The 14,616-nt window shown below is 62.2% G+C and carries 12 protein-coding genes and 2 pseudogenes; 8 read left to right on the top strand and 6 right to left on the bottom strand.

Annotation, left to right across the window (positions count from 1 at the left end):
- Positions 1–141 precede the first annotated feature (141 nt).
- Positions 142–1,323 carry a tetracycline efflux MFS transporter Tet(41) gene (gene tet(41), locus C3F38_RS14850; protein ID WP_065425903.1) on the bottom strand — a complete coding sequence of 394 codons (1,182 nt, stop codon included), beginning with the start codon at positions 1,321–1,323 and terminating at the stop codon, positions 142–144.
- Positions 1,324–1,387: 64 nt separating this feature from the next.
- Here tet(41) and C3F38_RS14845 point away from each other — a divergent pair, with 64 nt between their 5' ends.
- From C3F38_RS14845 to C3F38_RS14830, 4 genes and pseudogenes are all read left to right on the top strand, one after another.
- The gene (locus C3F38_RS14845; RefSeq protein ID WP_103767485.1) at positions 1,388–2,008 is read left to right on the top strand and encodes a TetR/AcrR family transcriptional regulator C-terminal domain-containing protein; all 621 of its coding nucleotides are present in this window, start codon (positions 1,388–1,390) and stop codon (positions 2,006–2,008) included.
- A 20-nt stretch (positions 2,009–2,028) separates the two neighbouring features.
- Positions 2,029–2,298: pseudogene (locus tag C3F38_RS14840) on the top strand (xanthine dehydrogenase family protein molybdopterin-binding subunit); the annotation flags it as partial.
- A pseudogene (locus C3F38_RS14835) lies at positions 2,259–3,242 on the top strand (cytochrome c); the annotation flags it as partial. The pseudogenes C3F38_RS14840 and C3F38_RS14835, both read left to right, overlap by 40 nt.
- A gap of 69 nt (positions 3,243–3,311) precedes the next feature.
- Entirely contained in the window at positions 3,312–3,917 is a 606-nt protein-coding gene (locus C3F38_RS14830) for a nitroreductase family protein (protein ID WP_038871554.1), read from the top strand.
- 209 nt (positions 3,918–4,126) lie between these two features.
- Here the strand turns inward: C3F38_RS14830 and C3F38_RS14825 are convergent, their stop codons facing one another.
- Together C3F38_RS14825 and C3F38_RS14820 are read right to left on the bottom strand one after the other, a co-directional pair.
- Positions 4,127–4,699: a hypothetical protein gene (locus C3F38_RS14825; RefSeq protein ID WP_055317251.1), complete on the bottom strand. Its 573-nt coding sequence runs from the start codon at positions 4,697–4,699 to the stop codon at positions 4,127–4,129.
- Between the two features lie 133 nt (positions 4,700–4,832).
- Complete coding sequence (locus C3F38_RS14820; protein ID WP_055317252.1) at positions 4,833–5,744, bottom strand: DMT family transporter; 912 nt, start codon at positions 5,742–5,744, stop codon at positions 4,833–4,835.
- Positions 5,745–5,873: 129 nt separating this feature from the next.
- On the opposite strand from C3F38_RS14820, the gene C3F38_RS14815 reads away from it, so the two are divergent.
- Together C3F38_RS14815 and C3F38_RS14810 are read left to right on the top strand one after the other, a co-directional pair.
- On the top strand, positions 5,874–6,443 hold the full coding sequence (locus C3F38_RS14815; RefSeq protein WP_047730677.1) for a helix-turn-helix domain-containing protein: 570 nt from the start codon (positions 5,874–5,876) through the stop codon (positions 6,441–6,443).
- Between the two features lie 123 nt (positions 6,444–6,566).
- Positions 6,567–8,492, top strand: coding sequence for a DUF3857 domain-containing protein (locus C3F38_RS14810; protein WP_055317253.1), 1,926 nt, complete (start codon positions 6,567–6,569; stop codon positions 8,490–8,492).
- A gap of 38 nt (positions 8,493–8,530) precedes the next feature.
- Here C3F38_RS14810 and C3F38_RS14805 read toward each other — a convergent pair whose 3' ends face one another.
- From C3F38_RS14805 to C3F38_RS14795, 3 genes are all read right to left on the bottom strand, one after another.
- Positions 8,531–8,887, bottom strand: a complete 357-nt coding sequence (locus C3F38_RS14805; RefSeq protein ID WP_055317254.1) for a DUF1937 family protein — start codon at positions 8,885–8,887, stop codon at positions 8,531–8,533.
- Positions 8,888–8,986: 99 nt separating this feature from the next.
- Complete coding sequence (gene eutH / locus C3F38_RS14800; protein ID WP_055317255.1) at positions 8,987–10,219, bottom strand: ethanolamine utilization protein EutH; 1,233 nt, start codon at positions 10,217–10,219, stop codon at positions 8,987–8,989.
- On the bottom strand, positions 10,212–11,672 hold the full coding sequence (locus C3F38_RS14795; protein ID WP_055317256.1) for a glycerol kinase: 1,461 nt from the start codon (positions 11,670–11,672) through the stop codon (positions 10,212–10,214). Before C3F38_RS14795 ends, eutH begins: the two co-directional genes overlap by 8 nt.
- Before the next feature lie 258 nt (positions 11,673–11,930).
- Between C3F38_RS14795 and C3F38_RS14790 the strand changes: the two genes are divergently transcribed.
- Positions 11,931–13,334, top strand: coding sequence for an NAD(P)/FAD-dependent oxidoreductase (locus tag C3F38_RS14790; protein ID WP_048234005.1), 1,404 nt, complete (start codon positions 11,931–11,933; stop codon positions 13,332–13,334).
- A complete protein-coding gene (locus C3F38_RS14785) occupies positions 13,324–14,547 on the top strand; it encodes an FAD-dependent oxidoreductase (protein WP_055317257.1) in 1,224 nt (407 codons plus the stop codon). Before C3F38_RS14790 ends, C3F38_RS14785 begins: the two co-directional genes overlap by 11 nt.
- Positions 14,548–14,616 lie beyond the last annotated feature (69 nt).

The raw sequence follows: 14,616 nt of genomic DNA, 5'->3' as shown, positions 1-14,616 counted from the left end.
GGTTCACGACGAACAAATAAAGCAAAACGTTCCGGAAGACATGCCATGAAAACGCGTTTCATCACACCGGGTTAGCATAGGTCAGCTTACTCCGGCGGCAAAATGCCGGTTTCTGCTTTCTAAAGTGAAAGAACGGCAAAGTTATGGCGCCGCATCCCTGGCGCGTGAGCGTGCCAGCAGCGGCGGCACCACCAGGTACAGGGCGGCGGCCAACGCCCACACCAGGCCGGGCCAGACATCGCGCGTGGCGGCATACAGCGCTGTCGCCACCAGCGGCCCCGCGACGCCGATCAGGCTGCCCATGCTGGCGAGCGTCCCTTGCAGCTCGCCCTGATGATCGTCGTCCACCTTGTGCGCCATCAGCGCCTGCAGCGCGGGCAACGCCATGCCGCCCGCAGCGAAGAACGGCAGCAGGGCGAACGGCACCCAGCCGCGCGTGGCGACAGACAACAGCGCCAGGCCCACGGCGTCGGCGGCCAGGCCGATCAGCAGCGCCTTGCGCTCGCCAAGCCGCGCGACCAGCGGGCCGATGGCAAAGGCCTGCGACAGCGCGTGGCAGGTGCCGTAGCCGGCCAGCGACAGGCCCGCCACCATCATGCTCCAGCCGAAACGATCCTGACCGTATAAAATCCACAGCGTGGCCGGCGCCTGCGAAACCAGCGCCATAACCAGATAAATGCCGGCCAGCGGCAGCAGGCCAGGCTTGCCGTGCAGCCGGCGCAATGACGAGAAGGGATTAAGGCGAATTTTCTCGGCGGCGCGGGGGCGGGATTTACGCGATTCGGGCAGCAGGAAAAACGCCATCACCAGGTTGAGGGTATTCATCATCGCCGCCGCCAGGAAGGGCGCATGCAGATGCCATTCGCCCAGCGATCCGCCGAGCAGCGGCCCGACGATAAAGCCGACGCCGAACACCGCGCCCACCAGGCCGAAACGCCGCGCGCGCTGGCCGGCGGGGGTAATATCGGTGACGTAAGCGGTGGCGACCGCCATGTTGGCGCCGGTGATGCCCGCCAGCAACCGCCCCAGATAGAGCCAGGCCAGCGTCGGCGCGAACGCCATCAGCAGGTAGTCGGCCGCCGCGCCGGCGAGCGAAATCAACAGCACCGGCCGCCGCCCGAAACGATCGCTCAGCGCGCCGAGGATCGGCGAAAACAGAAATTGCATCAACGCATAGGCCGCCAGCAGGGCGCCGTAATGCACGCTGCCGGCATCGAGACCGCCCAGCGAGCGCAACAGCGCCGGCAGAATAGGCATGATCAGACCGATGCCCACCGCATCCAGCAACACCGTCAACAAAATAACCAGCATGGGTTTTTTCAAAATTGTGACTCTAACAGTGATAGAGTATGGAGTATTCCATAGTTACCCTATCAGTGATAGAGAGATGAGCAAAAAAAATACTACGGCGCGTTTAACGCGTGAAACCGTCCTGCGCGGGGCGCTGGCGTTACTGGATGACATCGGCATCGACGCCCTGAGCACCCGTCGCCTGGCGCAGCATCTGGGCGTGCAATCCCCCACGCTCTATTGGCACTTCAAAAACAAGGCCGAGCTGCTGAAGGCGATGGCGGAAACCATCATGTTGGACCACCGCGAAGAGGTGCCCGCCGACATCCCCTGGCACGCCAATGCGATCAATTTCCGCCGCGCGTTGCTGGCTTACCGCGACGGGGCGCGCCTGCACGCCGGCACCCGGCCGCAGGAACCGCAATTCGCCATTATCGAGGCTAAGGTGGCGCTGCTGTGCCGGGCGGGCTTTACGCCGGAACACGCCGTTAATCTACTGTTCGCCGTCGGGCGTTTCGTGGTGGGTTGGGTGCTGGAAGAGCAGCAAATGCAGCCCGACGATGCGCTGAACGAAGCCGATCGCCGGCGCTACCCGCTGCTGTGTGGAGGCTGGGAAAAGCTGCAGGACAAGGGGGCAGACGCGCTGTTCGAAGCCGGCCTCCGGCTGTTGGTCGACGGCGCCGAGGCCGCGTTGGCGAACGCCAATAATCACGGTTAGCAATCATAAAACCGGGCTTATCTATACCGCAATACGAGTATCCGCACATGCGGGTGATCTGCCAGGACGCCGCGCCGATCGTGCGGGCTTCGTGGATGCGCGGCGTTTCGGCGCTGCCCAACGTGTTCGCCCATGAGTCCTGGATCGACGAGCTGGCCTGGCGCGCCGGCGAGGATCCGATCGCGTTTCGTTTGCGCTACCTGAACGATCCGCGTGCGGTGGCCTTGATTGAAGCCCTGAAACGACAGGCGAACTGGCAAGACGGCCCGGCGTCGATCGCCAGGGCCGCTACCTTTACCCGGCGTTTCCCTATACCGCCTTTACCCGCACCCGCGACGACGATCTGCAGGCGCTGTACGCCTACCTGATGTCGCAGCCGCCGGTCAACTCCCGGCCGCCGGCCACCGATCTGCACTTTCCGTTCAATATCCGCCAGGGCATCTTCGCCTGGAACCTGCTGTTCCTGACGCCGGGCGCGATGCAGGAAGACCCGGCCCAAAGCGCCGCCTGGAACCGCGGCGCTTATCTGGCCGAAGGGCTGGGGCACTGCAGCGCCTGCCACTCGCCGCGCAACGTGCTGTTCGGCGAAAAAACCGGTAGCGACCACCTGGCCGGCGGCGTGGCGGAAGGCTGGACGGCGCCGGCGTTGACCGGCCGCTCGCCTGCGCCACTCGATTGGACGCAGCAGGATCTGGTCGATTTCATGCGTACCGGCTACTCAGCCAACCACGGCGTGGCCGCCGGCCCGATGGCGCCGGTGATCGAAGAAGGGTTGTCCCGCTTGCCGCAGGCCGATCTGCAGGCAATCGCCGTCTATCTGCGCAGCTATCATCCTGAAACGGCGGTGGGCGCGACGGCGGCCGCGTTGAACGCTCAGGCGGAACGGCAGGTGGAGCCCCTGAGCTCGCAAGGCGCGCGGCTGTTTTCCGGCGCCTGCATGGCTTGCCACGCGCAGGAAAAAGGCGCGCAGATGGCAGGAGTGCGGCCGTCTCTGGCGCTGAACACCAACCTGTTTGCCGAGGCGCCGGACAACGCCATTCGCGTGGTGCTGGATGGCATACAGCGGCCGGCGAACGCCGAGCTGGGCTATATGCCGGGCTTCCGCCATAACCTGGATGACGCGCAGATCGCGATCCTGCTCAACTACCTGCGGCAGCACTACGCCGGTCAGGCGCCGTGGCCCGATCTGGCGGCGCAGGTCGGCCGCCTGCGCGCCGAAACCGCGCAGAAATAGCAGTCGGGGGCTGGACAGGCACGCCGCGTTGGCGACAATAGGGCCTTTCACATGGACAGAGGCAGTAAAATGAATACGTTAGATGCAATCCGCCAGCGCCGCGCCACCAAGCAGTTCGATACGCAGCACGTGATGACGCTCGAAGAGAAAAAAGCGTTGCTGACTATCGCGCTGCAGGGCGCACCCAGCGCTTTTAACCTGCAGCACTGGCGCCCGCTGCTGATCGAAGATCGCGCCCAGCGCGAGAAAATTCGCGAGGCGGCGTGGGGGCAGGCGCAGGTGACCGACGCATCGATGCTGGTCGTGCTGTGCGGCGATCTGTCGAGCTGGGAGTCACAGGTAAAAAACGTTTGGGCCGAGGCGGCAGAGCCGGTACAGCAGTTCATGATCCCGGCCGTCGATCAGTATTATCGCGGTAAGCCGCAGGTGCAGCGCGACGAAGTGATGCGCAGCAGCGGCATCTTCGCCCAGACGCTGATGCTGGCGGCCAAGGCGCAGGGCTACGACTCTTGCCCGATGGACGGGTTTGATTTCGACGCCGTGGGCGAAATCATCAACAAACCGGCGCACTATCAGATCGCGCTGATGGTCGCCATCGGTAAGGCGGCGGGGCAACCTTATCCGCGCATCGGCAAACTGCCGTTCGACGACGTGGTAAAAACCGACCGTTTCTGATCTGAACGGTGAATGACAAAAGGGAAGGCTTGCGCCTTCCCTTATTTTTCTGCGACGCACAGTTCGTTCCAGTAGCTGAAACGGATGCGCCGTTGCAGGCGGTGATGCCACATAGAACACTCCTTCTACCCTACACGGTTTAAATAAATAGCACCGCGCCGGGCGCAAGACGAATGCCTTATTGTGCATAGCTTGCCCGCCGGATGGGATTAGCGGTATTTATTGACGTTGGCCACGGCGGAATCTAAAGACGTTACCTTATATTTCCAATAGGTTATTTTATTGGCCTGCGCTGCGCCCACCGCACCGAAATAGGTTTGCCACGCCGTGGCACTGGTCAACAAATCGCTAAACATCTGCGCCAGGTCGGTCACGCTCCAGACGGTACGGTAGCCTTTCACCGCAGAAGGCGCCGGCGGCGTATGCTGAACATAGCCACCAACCGAATACCGGTTCTCGTAGGCCATAAATACGGTGTAGACCCGTCCGTGCGGCGCCGTATGCTGGTACCAGGGGATCACCACAAAATGGTGGACGGGCGGGCCAATCATGAAATGCCAAACGGCGGTTTCCGAGTTCGCCCCAGAGAACCCCAGCGCGATATTGATATTCTTTTGCATGTCACGGTTATTTTCGATCGCGGTTCCGGCCCCGCTATCGTCCTGCGTTTTGCCATAAACGGCCCGGCTCATTTGGGCGGGGACGCCAGGGCAATTATTTATTGCCATCAGATAATTATTGCTGACGATGGCATTGATTAATGTCTCACCGGTATTGCTCATATTGATATTTTCTCCACACGCAAGGTAAATATTCTAATTATTTTCATGCTTAATAATTAGAATGGATTAAATAGGCTGAGTGGCGGCATCGATAATAAGGTTAGACAAAAAAGACTTTGGCATTCGTTTATGCTCACTTATTTTTCTGTCTCACGACGGCAGGCTCGGCTGCTGCTGAGATTGAATGGCGTTTATAAAACATCATGCCCGCCGCGGCGCCCAGGATCGCCAGCGAGCCCAGCAGCTGCAGCAGGCTGAGGCGGTGGCCGAACACCGCCCAGTCCACCACGATCGCCACCGCCGGGTAGATGAACGACAGGGCGCCGACCAGGGCAGTGGGGATCTTCTGAATGGCGCCATACAGCAGCGTGGACATCAAACCGGTATGCACCAGGCCGAGGGTTGCCAGCAGCAGCCAGTCTATGGGGGCCGCAGGCGGCGTAGCCAGGCCGGCGAACGGCGCCAGCGCCAACGTGCCGACGGTCAGCTGAATCAACACGATCAGCTGCGGCGGCAGCGCGGCCAGTTGTTTGACGATCGCCGCCGCAATGGCGTACATCAGGGCTGCGCCCAGCGCCAGCGCCACGCCAAGCAGGTAGCCATCGCCGCTGCCGCCGTTTTGCCGGCCGGCGACGATCAACACCATCCCCGCGAACGCCAGTAGAAGCCAGCCCAGCCGATCAGCCGTCAGTTTTTCGCCGAACAGCAGCGCCCCCAGCGCCACCAACATGAACGGCTGAACGTGGTAGGTGACGGTAGCGACAGCGATCGAAGCATGCTTATAGGCGGCAAACAGCAGCGTCCAATTGAGCACCAGGGCGATCCCTCCCAGAATGGCGAAGGCCAGCTGGCGGCGGTTGATCGCGCCCTGTTTCAACTGACCGAGTGCGGTGCAGGTCGCCAGCATGGCCAGCGCGCCGAACGCGCAGCGCCAAAACACCACCGTCGCAGGCGGCTGCCCCAAAACGAGCACCGGCCACCCCACGGTGCCGGAGATGGTCATGGCGAGGATCATTTGCACTGCACCGCGCGTTTTCGTTTTCATGTTGTTTCCTTCGTTGCCTGGCCGTACTTGTGGTGAAGCGGCTTAATCATTAAAATGAACAATCGAACATTATGATGAACATGAACACGAGTGTTCGTCAAGTCGAACAAATGGATGGTATAGCGAACAATGAGTGACGATCGGATGCAGAACATCACGCCTATCGGCCTGCTGTCGGCGGCAATCCGCCGCGAGCGGGAGCGGTTGAACCTGTCGGTGACCGAACTGGCGAAGCGTGCGGGCATCGCCAAATCCACGCTGTCGCAGCTGGAAGCCGGCAGCGGCAATCCCAGCCTGGAAACGCTGTGGGCGCTGGCGATGGCGCTGGACGTGCCGGTCAGCCGGCTGATTTCACAGCCGAGCAGGCAGGTGCAAGTGATCCGCGCCCATGAAGGCACGCCGGCGCTGTCGGAGCAGGGCAACTACGCCGCCACGCTGCTGGCCACCTGCCCACCGGGGGCGCAGCGCGACATTTACCGGCTGCGGGTGCAGCCCGGCGAAGCCAAACTTTCCCGGCCGCATCCCCCCGGCACCGTCGAGCATGTGATTATCAGCAGCGGGCGAGCACGCCTCGGGCCGGCGGACCAGCCGCTGGAGCTGAGCGCCGGCGATTACATCAGCTACTCCGCCGATCGCGAGCACGTTTTCGAGGCGCTGGAACCGGAGACCACCGCCGTAATGCTGATCGAACAGGGCTAGCCCCGGCGTTGAAGGTCCGTTTATTGAAAATGATTCTCAATTATATTAGTGTGCCCGCCTGTTTTGACGCCGGGACGGGCGCGTAGCCCGGCATCGCCGTTTATTGCCCTTCAAGGACCGAAGATGAAAATCGCTATTCCTTCACTGCTGTTATTCGCCGGTTTGACGGCAACGCACCCGGCCACCGTGTTAGCCGTTGCACCGCCCGCCGCGGCGGATCAGGGCCAGAACGACACGGCCAACAATGATTTCAGCTTCGTACGCTATCGCGCGGATTACCGCGTCAACGCCAACGCCACCAACGTGAAGACGGAAAGCTACGAAGTGTTGCTGAAGACCAAGGCGGCGGTCGAGAAATTCAGCCAGATCCGCCTGAGCTACAGCGAAAAAATGGAAACGCTGGAGGTGGTCGCCGCCTACACGCTGACCACCGACGGCCAGCGCCACGACGTGGCGCCCGATCGCATCTATACCCAGGAAAGCTACTCCAGCGCCACGGCGCCGCTGTATGCAGACCGCAAAGTGCGCGTCATCGTGTTCTCCAACCTGGCGCCGGGATCGCGCGTGGTGTATGAGCTGCGCCGCACGCAAAACACCCCGTATTTCCCCGACTATTTCGGCCTGTGGGAGACGTTCAGCGTTTTCGATCAGTTCGACGACGCCGAAGTGACGCTGCAGGCACCGGCCAAGCTGCCGATGCATATCTTCACGCGCGGCGTGGAAGGCGGGGACCAGCCGCAGATCCGCGACGGGCAGGCGCACTGGCGCTGGCATTATTCGCGCAGCGCGCCGATGAAATCACAAAACTGGGCGGCGGACAGCTGGACCTTCAGCCCGACCATCATGGCCAGCACCTACCGCGAGTGGCCGCAGTTGGCCAAGGCCTACCAGCTGAAGGCCGGCGCGGCGGCGCAGGTGACGCCGGGCATCCAGGCGCTGGCGGACAACATCACCGCCGGCATCAGCGATCGGCGCGAGCAGGCGGAGGCCCTCTATCGCTGGGTGGCGCAAAACATTCGCTACGTGGCGGTGTATCTTGGCAACGGTGGGCTGGAGCCGAATTCGGCGCAGAGCATTCTCGACAACCACTACGGCGACTGTAAGGACCACGTGGTGATCCTGGAGGCGCTGCTCGCTGCCAAAGGCATTGCAAGCTCGCCGGTGCTGATCGGCATGGACGAAGGCCCGATACTGCCTAAGGTGCCGCTGCTCAGCCGCTTTAACCACGCCATCACCTACGTGCCGGAGTTCAAACTGTACCTGGATTCCACCAATCCGTGGGCGCGGTTCGGGCAACTGCCGGAAGGCGACCTGGGGGCGCCGGTGCTGCTGACGCGCGACGCCAAACTGGCGCGTACGCCGGGCAGTGACGAGCAGCCGGTCAAGAGCGCGCTGAGCGTCGATTTCGTGTTCGACAAAGCGGGCAATCTGCACGGGCAAACCGAGCGTCGGCTGAGCGAAGTGGAAGAGATTGACCTGCGGGGCTACTTCTCGCAGATCAACCGGCAGAACCGGGCGCAGGCCGAAGCGTCGATCATGTCCGCCTCCGGCATCGACGGCAGCGGCGAGGTGGCGATGAACAGCGATCCGCTGGATCTCAAAAAACAGTTCGGTTACCGCTTCCGCTTCAAGGCGGACGACTACGTCGATTTCGGCGTAGTGGGCGGCATGACGCTGCCGAATCCGCCCGGCGGCAAATCGTTCCGCACGCTGTATACCACCACGGCGGCGCCGAGCAACGAAACGCCGTTCTACTGCAGCGCACAGCGCTACGACGAAACCTACCGTCTGCAGCTGCCGGCTAACGTGCCGATCATCGCCATTCCGCAAGACAGACAGTTCCGCAATGCGGCGGGCGACTATCGCGTAGCGTGGCGACGCGACGGGCAACAGGTGATCGTCAATCATCAGCTGCAGGTGAACGCCATTCGCGGCAAGGAAGCGCTGTGCCAGGCGCAGGATTACCCGGCGTTCCGCGAGCTGTTCCAGCAGGTGCGGCGCGGTTTCCGCGGTCAGGTGGTGTACGGCGAATTGGCCAACGGAAAATAAGCTGCTGCCCCGTCGCGCTAAGCGGCGGGGCGCAGGCCTCAATTGAACTCGCCCGCAACCTCGGACCACAGGCTGACGCGGCAGCCGCGCGCGGCGAAAGAGTCCATCTCGCGCTTGATGCCGCTGCTCTCTTGCCAACCCGGCAAGTCGAGCACGATCAACTCATCCATCGCCGCCATGAACAGGGCGTCGATCGGCGCCCACAACTTGCCGATGGCGGTTTTGTCGAGCTCTTGCAAACACAGGTTGATCGGATGCGACATGCTGACCTGGCTAAAAACGGCGCTGCCGGCGCGCACGATAGCGGCGGCGACCTCGTTGCAGGCGATAAAGCGTTGCTGCACGACGTTGGCGTCGGTGTGGCTGTAGGGGCAGGCCAAAAATATCTTTCTCATTACCGTTTGCTCTCTCAATAATTGATATCCGGGGCGAAAAAAGGGCGCAGCTTCCCCGTGAGGCGGCGCCCCGTTTATTTTTTATGGCTTAGGGAAAATTCAGCGAGCGGCGGTGGCGATGGCCGTCGACTGCCTTTGCGTCTGTTCTTTTTCCAGCAATTCGGCTTCCGGCACCGAGATCTTGATGGCGATTAGCACGGCAATCATGCCGCCGAGGAATTTGCCCATCATGATCGGCAGCACCAGCGAAGGTTGGAAGTTGGCGGTAAACGCCAGGTGATCGCCCAATGTGGCTTGCGCACAGATGCCGAAGGCGACGCACAGCACCTTATCGCGCGCCCGCATGCCTTTGAACAGGTGATAAACCGCGATGATATTGGCCAGCACCATAATAAAGCCCAGGGCACCGGTATCCGACAGGCCGAGTTTTCTGCCGATGAAATGCATCGGCTTGCGGCAATAGCGCTGGAACAAATAACAAATGGGGAATGTGCCCGCCAACATAATGCCGATGTAACCGGCAATCTCGATAGCGCGGAATAATTCGTCTTTGTCGGCGAATAACGGATCGAATACCCAGCCGCCGAACACCTTTTTAAACACGCCGGTGAAATGCTCGATGATGCACAGCGCCAACACCAGCTTGATAAAGGCGTCCGCCGCCTTGCCGAAGATCAGGAACCCCTTCACCATGGCCGCCGGCCGCAACTTCAGGCCCAGCGCCAGCAGGAAACACAGGGCAAACAGCGGCGACAGCAGCCGCAGCGCCTGCAGGAAGTCCAGCTGCAGATAGTGCGCGGCGGGCGAGGTGGTGGAAATGATCTCCCTGACCGGCAGGTTGTTGAAGGTGATGGTCACCAGGGCGATCAGCACGGCGAACGGAATGCTGATCAGGCCCGCCATCGCGCCCAGCGCCAGATATTTATGGTCGTCGCGGTTCAGCATGATAAGCCCGACGGGGATCAGGTACACGATGCTGGCGCCGGAGGTGTAACCCACCAGCATGGCGACGATCCACATGTCGCGGTTGGCGGCGATGGCGTCGGCCAGCTGATAGCCGCCCATGTCCACGGCGATCACCGCCAGCGCGGCGATCGAAGCGTCGGAGCCGAGCGCCGAGAAGAAGGGGCCGATGCTGTACATGATCAGGTAAGAGATGATCGGGATCGCCGCCATAATGCCTGCCTGGGCGAGAAACACCGGGCCGATGGCGTGAATGCCGTTGACGAACTCGCGCCCCAGTTCACCTTCCGGTTTCACGATCGACGCCAGCGCACCGATCAGGGTGCCGGCCATGATGATATAAATGATGAAATTACCGAACTCAGCCATGGTGTTCCTCCTGCGATGAACGTAAGCCGCGCGAGCGGGCGATGATTTCCTGATAGCGGGCGAACCAGACCGCCATATCGACCTCGGCGGGCTCCGTCACTTCATAGCGGTTGAGCACCTTGAGCGGCGGTTCCACGCCCAGCCCTTTGCGCGCCAACTGCGCCACGCCCTGAGCGGTGATCTCTTTGTTGGCGGGCGTAACGATGCGCTTTTGGATCAGGTTGGCGAGGAACTGCGTGAAATAGCGGTTGGCGGACAGACCGCCGTCCACCGAAATGCTGTCGCCGATCGGTTTCAACTTATCCATGGCGTTGATCACCTCGGCGGAACGCATGGCGATGCCTTCGAGGATCGACTGCAGCAGATCCTTGCGTTCGGTTTCCAGCGACAGGCCGGCCCATACCCCGGCGGCGGAGCGATCCCAATACGGGCAGGCCAGCCCGGAGAGCGCCGGTACAAAGGCCAGGCCGCGCGCGATGGCAGGTTGGGCCGGGAAATCGCCGAATTCATCGAAGTCGTTGAACAGGCCTATCTTTCTCGCCCAGTTAATGGCGGAGGCCGCGTTATAAACGCCGCCGTCCAGGCCATACACCGGCTCGCTGCCGGGCAGCTTCCAGCACAGCGTGGGCAACAGGCCGGACTCGCCGGCGTCGATCGGGCGCGGCCCGGTGATCGCCTGTAAAAAGGCGCCGGTACCGAAGGTGATTTTCATCTGCCCCGGTTGATGGCAGCCGTGGCCGTAGGTGCCGGCAAACTGGTCGACGATGCAGGCCATCAGCGGCACCGGTTTGCCGTTGAGCGCGACGTCGCCGAAGTGGCCGATGTTGTCTCTGACCTCGGGCAGGCTGTCGATCGGCACGCCGAACAAACGGCACAGCTCCTCGTCCCACTGCAGGGTATGAATGTTGAACAACGAGGTGCGCGAGGCGGAGTTATAGTCGGTGAGATGCCGGCCGCACAGGTGGAACAGGAAGAAGGCGTCCATGGTGCCGAGCCGCAGGCGGCCGCGTTGCGCCAGCTGCCTGGCCCCCGGCGCGTTGTTCATCAGCCAGCCCATTTTGCTGGCGGAGAAGTAGGTATCGAGCGGCAGGCCGGTTTTCGCCATCACCAGCGGCTCGACGCCTTCGCGTTTCAGGCGCTGGATCTCCGGCTCGGTGCGCTGATCTTGCCAAACGATGGCGTTGTACAGCGGCAGGCCGCTGTCGGCGTCCCAGGCCAACAGGCTTTCGCCCTGATGCCCTAAACCGATGGCGTCCACCATGTCGCACTGGCTGAGACAGCGGCGGATATTCGCCAGAATCTCCAGGGCGTCGTGTTCCACCCAGCCCGGATTGGGGGTGATCTGCTTGTGCGGCATGCTGGCCGGCGAATGGTGCCTGCCGTCTTCGCCGAACACCACGACCCGGGTGCCGGTGGTTCCCTGATCAATCGCGGCATAACGTTGATTCATCATTGCTTCGCTCTCTTATAGGTTTTGTTTTTTTATTGCGCCTGGTGTTGGTTGTGTGACTGTTTTAATAATCTATCTTCAATTTCACACATTAAAGCAACATAAATCACAAGATAAAATAACCCCGCGTGATCGACCTCATACTTTTTGCTTATCATCGCGTTCTGCGGCTTTTTTTTGGGAGTTGTGTTGTTTTTGCCATTTAAAATGCGGTTGTTGTGTGGTTTTATTGTGGTTATCACATCAAAACGGGACATCAGCATGATGGAAGAACAAACGGATTGGGACATTGTCGTGATTGGCGGCGGTGTGGTCGGGTGTGCGGTATTCCGCCAATTCTGCCTGATGGGCGCCCGAACGCTGCTGTTGGAAAAGGGGGGCGATATCCTGTCCGGCGCCAGCAAAGCCAACAGCGCGCTGCTGCATACCGGCTTCGATGCGCCCAGCGGCAGCCTGGAGCTGCGTTGCATGCAGGCCGGCTACCGGGAATTTATCGCCATCCGCGAACGAATGAATCTGCCGCTGCTGCCCACCGGCGCGCTGGTCGTGGCCTGGGACGAGCAGCAGTTGGCCGCGCTGCCCGCGATCGTGCAGCAGGCGCACGACAACGGTGTGCTTGACGTGACGCAGATCGACGCCGCCGAGCTGTATCGCCGTGAGCCGCAGCTGGCGCCCGGCGCGTTGGCGGCGGTAGAGGTGCCGGGAGAGAGCGTGATCGATCCCTGGAGCACGCCGCTGGCTTACCTGACGCAGGGCGTCAAACACGGCGGCGACTATCGCTTCAATACCGAGGTGACCGGCGCCGAACGCGTGCCGACCGGCTGGCGGCTAACCAGCAACCGGGGCGAGTTTCACGGCAAGATCGTCATCAACTGCGCCGGCAATCAGGGCGACCGGGTAGAAAGTTTCTGCCATCAGCCCGAGTTTGAAATTCGCCCGCGCAAAGGGCAGTTCCTGGTGTTCGACAAGGCCGCCGCCGGGCAGGTCAACGCCATCATCTTGCCGGTACCGACGGCGATCACCAAAGGGGTGCTGCTGTCGAAAACCATCTTCGGCAATCTGTTGCTGGGGCCGACCGCCGAAGAACAGCAGGATCGCGAAACGGCGACGGTGGACGAAACCAAAATGCGCGAGCTGATCGAGCAGGGCTCCCGGCTGCTGCCCACGCTGGCAAATTACAGCGTGACCGCCAGCTATGCCGGATTGCGGCCCGCGACCGAACAGAAACACTACCGCATTCAGCCCTATCCCGATCGGCAGTGGATCTGCGTGGCGGGCATTCGCTCCACCGGCCTGACGGCGGCGCTCGGCATCGCGCAATACGTGGAGCAGCTTTACCGCGACCATTTTACGCCGTGCTTCACGCCGACGGCGCCGCAGACGGTGCATTGGCCGCAGATGCCGATGCTCGCCGACTACGCGCTGCGCGATTACGCGCGCCCGGACAACGGCGGCATCGTTTGCCATTGCGAACTGGTGACCCAGCGGGAAATCGAGGCAGTGTTCGATTCCGCCGTGCCACCGGAGTGCATCGGCGGGCTGCGGCGCCGCACGCGCGTGATGATGGGGCGCTGTAACGGTTTTTATTGCAGCAGCCGGGTGGCGGAAATGGTAGGCGATCGTTTTGGCCAGACGCTGGCCGTAGGGAGCATTGATGAAAACTGAGTATCAGGTGGCGATTGTCGGCGCCGGGCCGGCCGGGATCGCAGCGGCGACCGCGCTGCGGCAGGCGGGGATCGAGGATGTGGTGCTCCTGGAACGGGAGCAGCAAGCGGGCGGCGTGCCGAGACACTGTCGGCATCCCACCTTCGGGCTGCAAACGTTTTACCGGCCGATGCTCGGCTCCACCTATGTCGATAAGATACTGGTGCGCGCCGGGCAGGTGGAAATCCGCACCGGCGTGACGGTGCTCGCCATCAAGCCGGACGGTGAGCTGACCATCACGGATCGCCGCGGCGTCAACACCTTGAAAGCGCAGCGGGTGATTCTGGCGACCGGCGTGCGAGAGACGCCGCGCCATCCGCGCCTGGTGAGCGGCCTGCGGCCGCAGGGCGTACTGACCGCCGGCGCGCTGCAGCAGTTCGTCTATCTGCGCGGGCTGCAGCCGGGCAAGACGCCGGTGGTGGTCGGCACCGAGCTGGTCAGTTTCTCCGCGCTGTGGACGCTGCGCAACGCCGGCGTGCGCGCCGTCGCCATGATTGAAAACGGCGACAGACCCGTCGCCTGGCGTCTGAGCGCGCTCTATGCGCGCCTGATGGGGGTGCCGATCCATTACTCTTCGCGGGTGACCGATATTGCCGGCCGCGATCGGGTCGAATCTATCGAGGTCCAAAACCGCCGCGGGGAGAAACAGCGCATCGCCTGCGACAGCCTGATCTTCACCGGCCGCTTCACCGGGGAGTATACGCTGATCCGCCAGAGCCACCTGGCGCAGCGGCCGGACAGCGGCTGCCCGCTGACCGATCAGTTCGGCCGCTGTTCCGATGCCGCCTATTTCGCCGTCGGCAACATGCTGCATCCGGCGGACATGGGCGACCAGTGTTATCAGGAAGGGCTGCGCGTTGGCGAAGCCGTTGCCCGTTCTCTACAGCGCACGCTGCCGCCGGCGCGGCAAATTCTCCCGGTGCGACACGACGAGCGGATCCGCCTGACCGCCCCTGCCAACGTGGCGCTGATCGGCAAACCCACCCGGGTCACGATCAATATGCGGGTGGAACGGGCGGTGTCCGGTTCGGTGGTGGTGCGGCTGGGCGAGGAAGTGCTGTATCGCAAAACGCATCGCTGCCTGCCGGAACGGCGCATCCTGCTGCGCAACATCGCTTTGCCGGCCGACGGCGAGCGTGACGCGCTGCACATCAGCATCGAATCCGCCGGGTGAACGATGGCAACGGCTTGCGTCTAACGCCCTGAAACCCGTAGTATTCCGTCAGTTGACGCCGCGAGTCTC

This window comes from Serratia sp. SSNIH1 (genome assembly GCF_002935055.1).
In the GTDB taxonomy this organism is placed as follows: domain Bacteria; phylum Pseudomonadota; class Gammaproteobacteria; order Enterobacterales; family Enterobacteriaceae; genus Serratia; species Serratia nevei.
The sequence above is the reverse complement of the archived record's forward strand: the minus strand, read 5'-3'. Positions and strand labels throughout refer to the sequence as shown.

What these genes read in the sequence shown, in the direction of transcription:
- C3F38_RS14845 (WP_103767485.1), top strand. Translation starts at nt 1,388, where the DNA reads ATGAGCAAAAAAAATACTACGGCGCGTTTAACGCGTGAAACCGTCCTG.
- C3F38_RS14830 (WP_038871554.1), top strand. Translation starts at nt 3,312, where the DNA reads ATGAATACGTTAGATGCAATCCGCCAGCGCCGCGCCACCAAGCAGTTC.
- C3F38_RS14825 (WP_055317251.1), bottom strand. Translation starts at nt 4,699, where the DNA reads ATGAGCAATACCGGTGAGACATTAATCAATGCCATCGTCAGCAATAAT.
- C3F38_RS14820 (WP_055317252.1), bottom strand. Translation starts at nt 5,744, where the DNA reads ATGAAAACGAAAACGCGCGGTGCAGTGCAAATGATCCTCGCCATGACC.
- C3F38_RS14815 (WP_047730677.1), top strand. Translation starts at nt 5,874, where the DNA reads ATGAGTGACGATCGGATGCAGAACATCACGCCTATCGGCCTGCTGTCG.
- C3F38_RS14810 (WP_055317253.1), top strand. Translation starts at nt 6,567, where the DNA reads ATGAAAATCGCTATTCCTTCACTGCTGTTATTCGCCGGTTTGACGGCA.
- C3F38_RS14805 (WP_055317254.1), bottom strand. Translation starts at nt 8,887, where the DNA reads ATGAGAAAGATATTTTTGGCCTGCCCCTACAGCCACACCGACGCCAAC.
- eutH (WP_055317255.1), bottom strand. Translation starts at nt 10,219, where the DNA reads ATGGCTGAGTTCGGTAATTTCATCATTTATATCATCATGGCCGGCACC.
- C3F38_RS14795 (WP_055317256.1), bottom strand. Translation starts at nt 11,672, where the DNA reads ATGATGAATCAACGTTATGCCGCGATTGATCAGGGAACCACCGGCACC.
- C3F38_RS14790 (WP_048234005.1), top strand. Translation starts at nt 11,931, where the DNA reads ATGATGGAAGAACAAACGGATTGGGACATTGTCGTGATTGGCGGCGGT.
- C3F38_RS14785 (WP_055317257.1), top strand. Translation starts at nt 13,324, where the DNA reads ATGAAAACTGAGTATCAGGTGGCGATTGTCGGCGCCGGGCCGGCCGGG.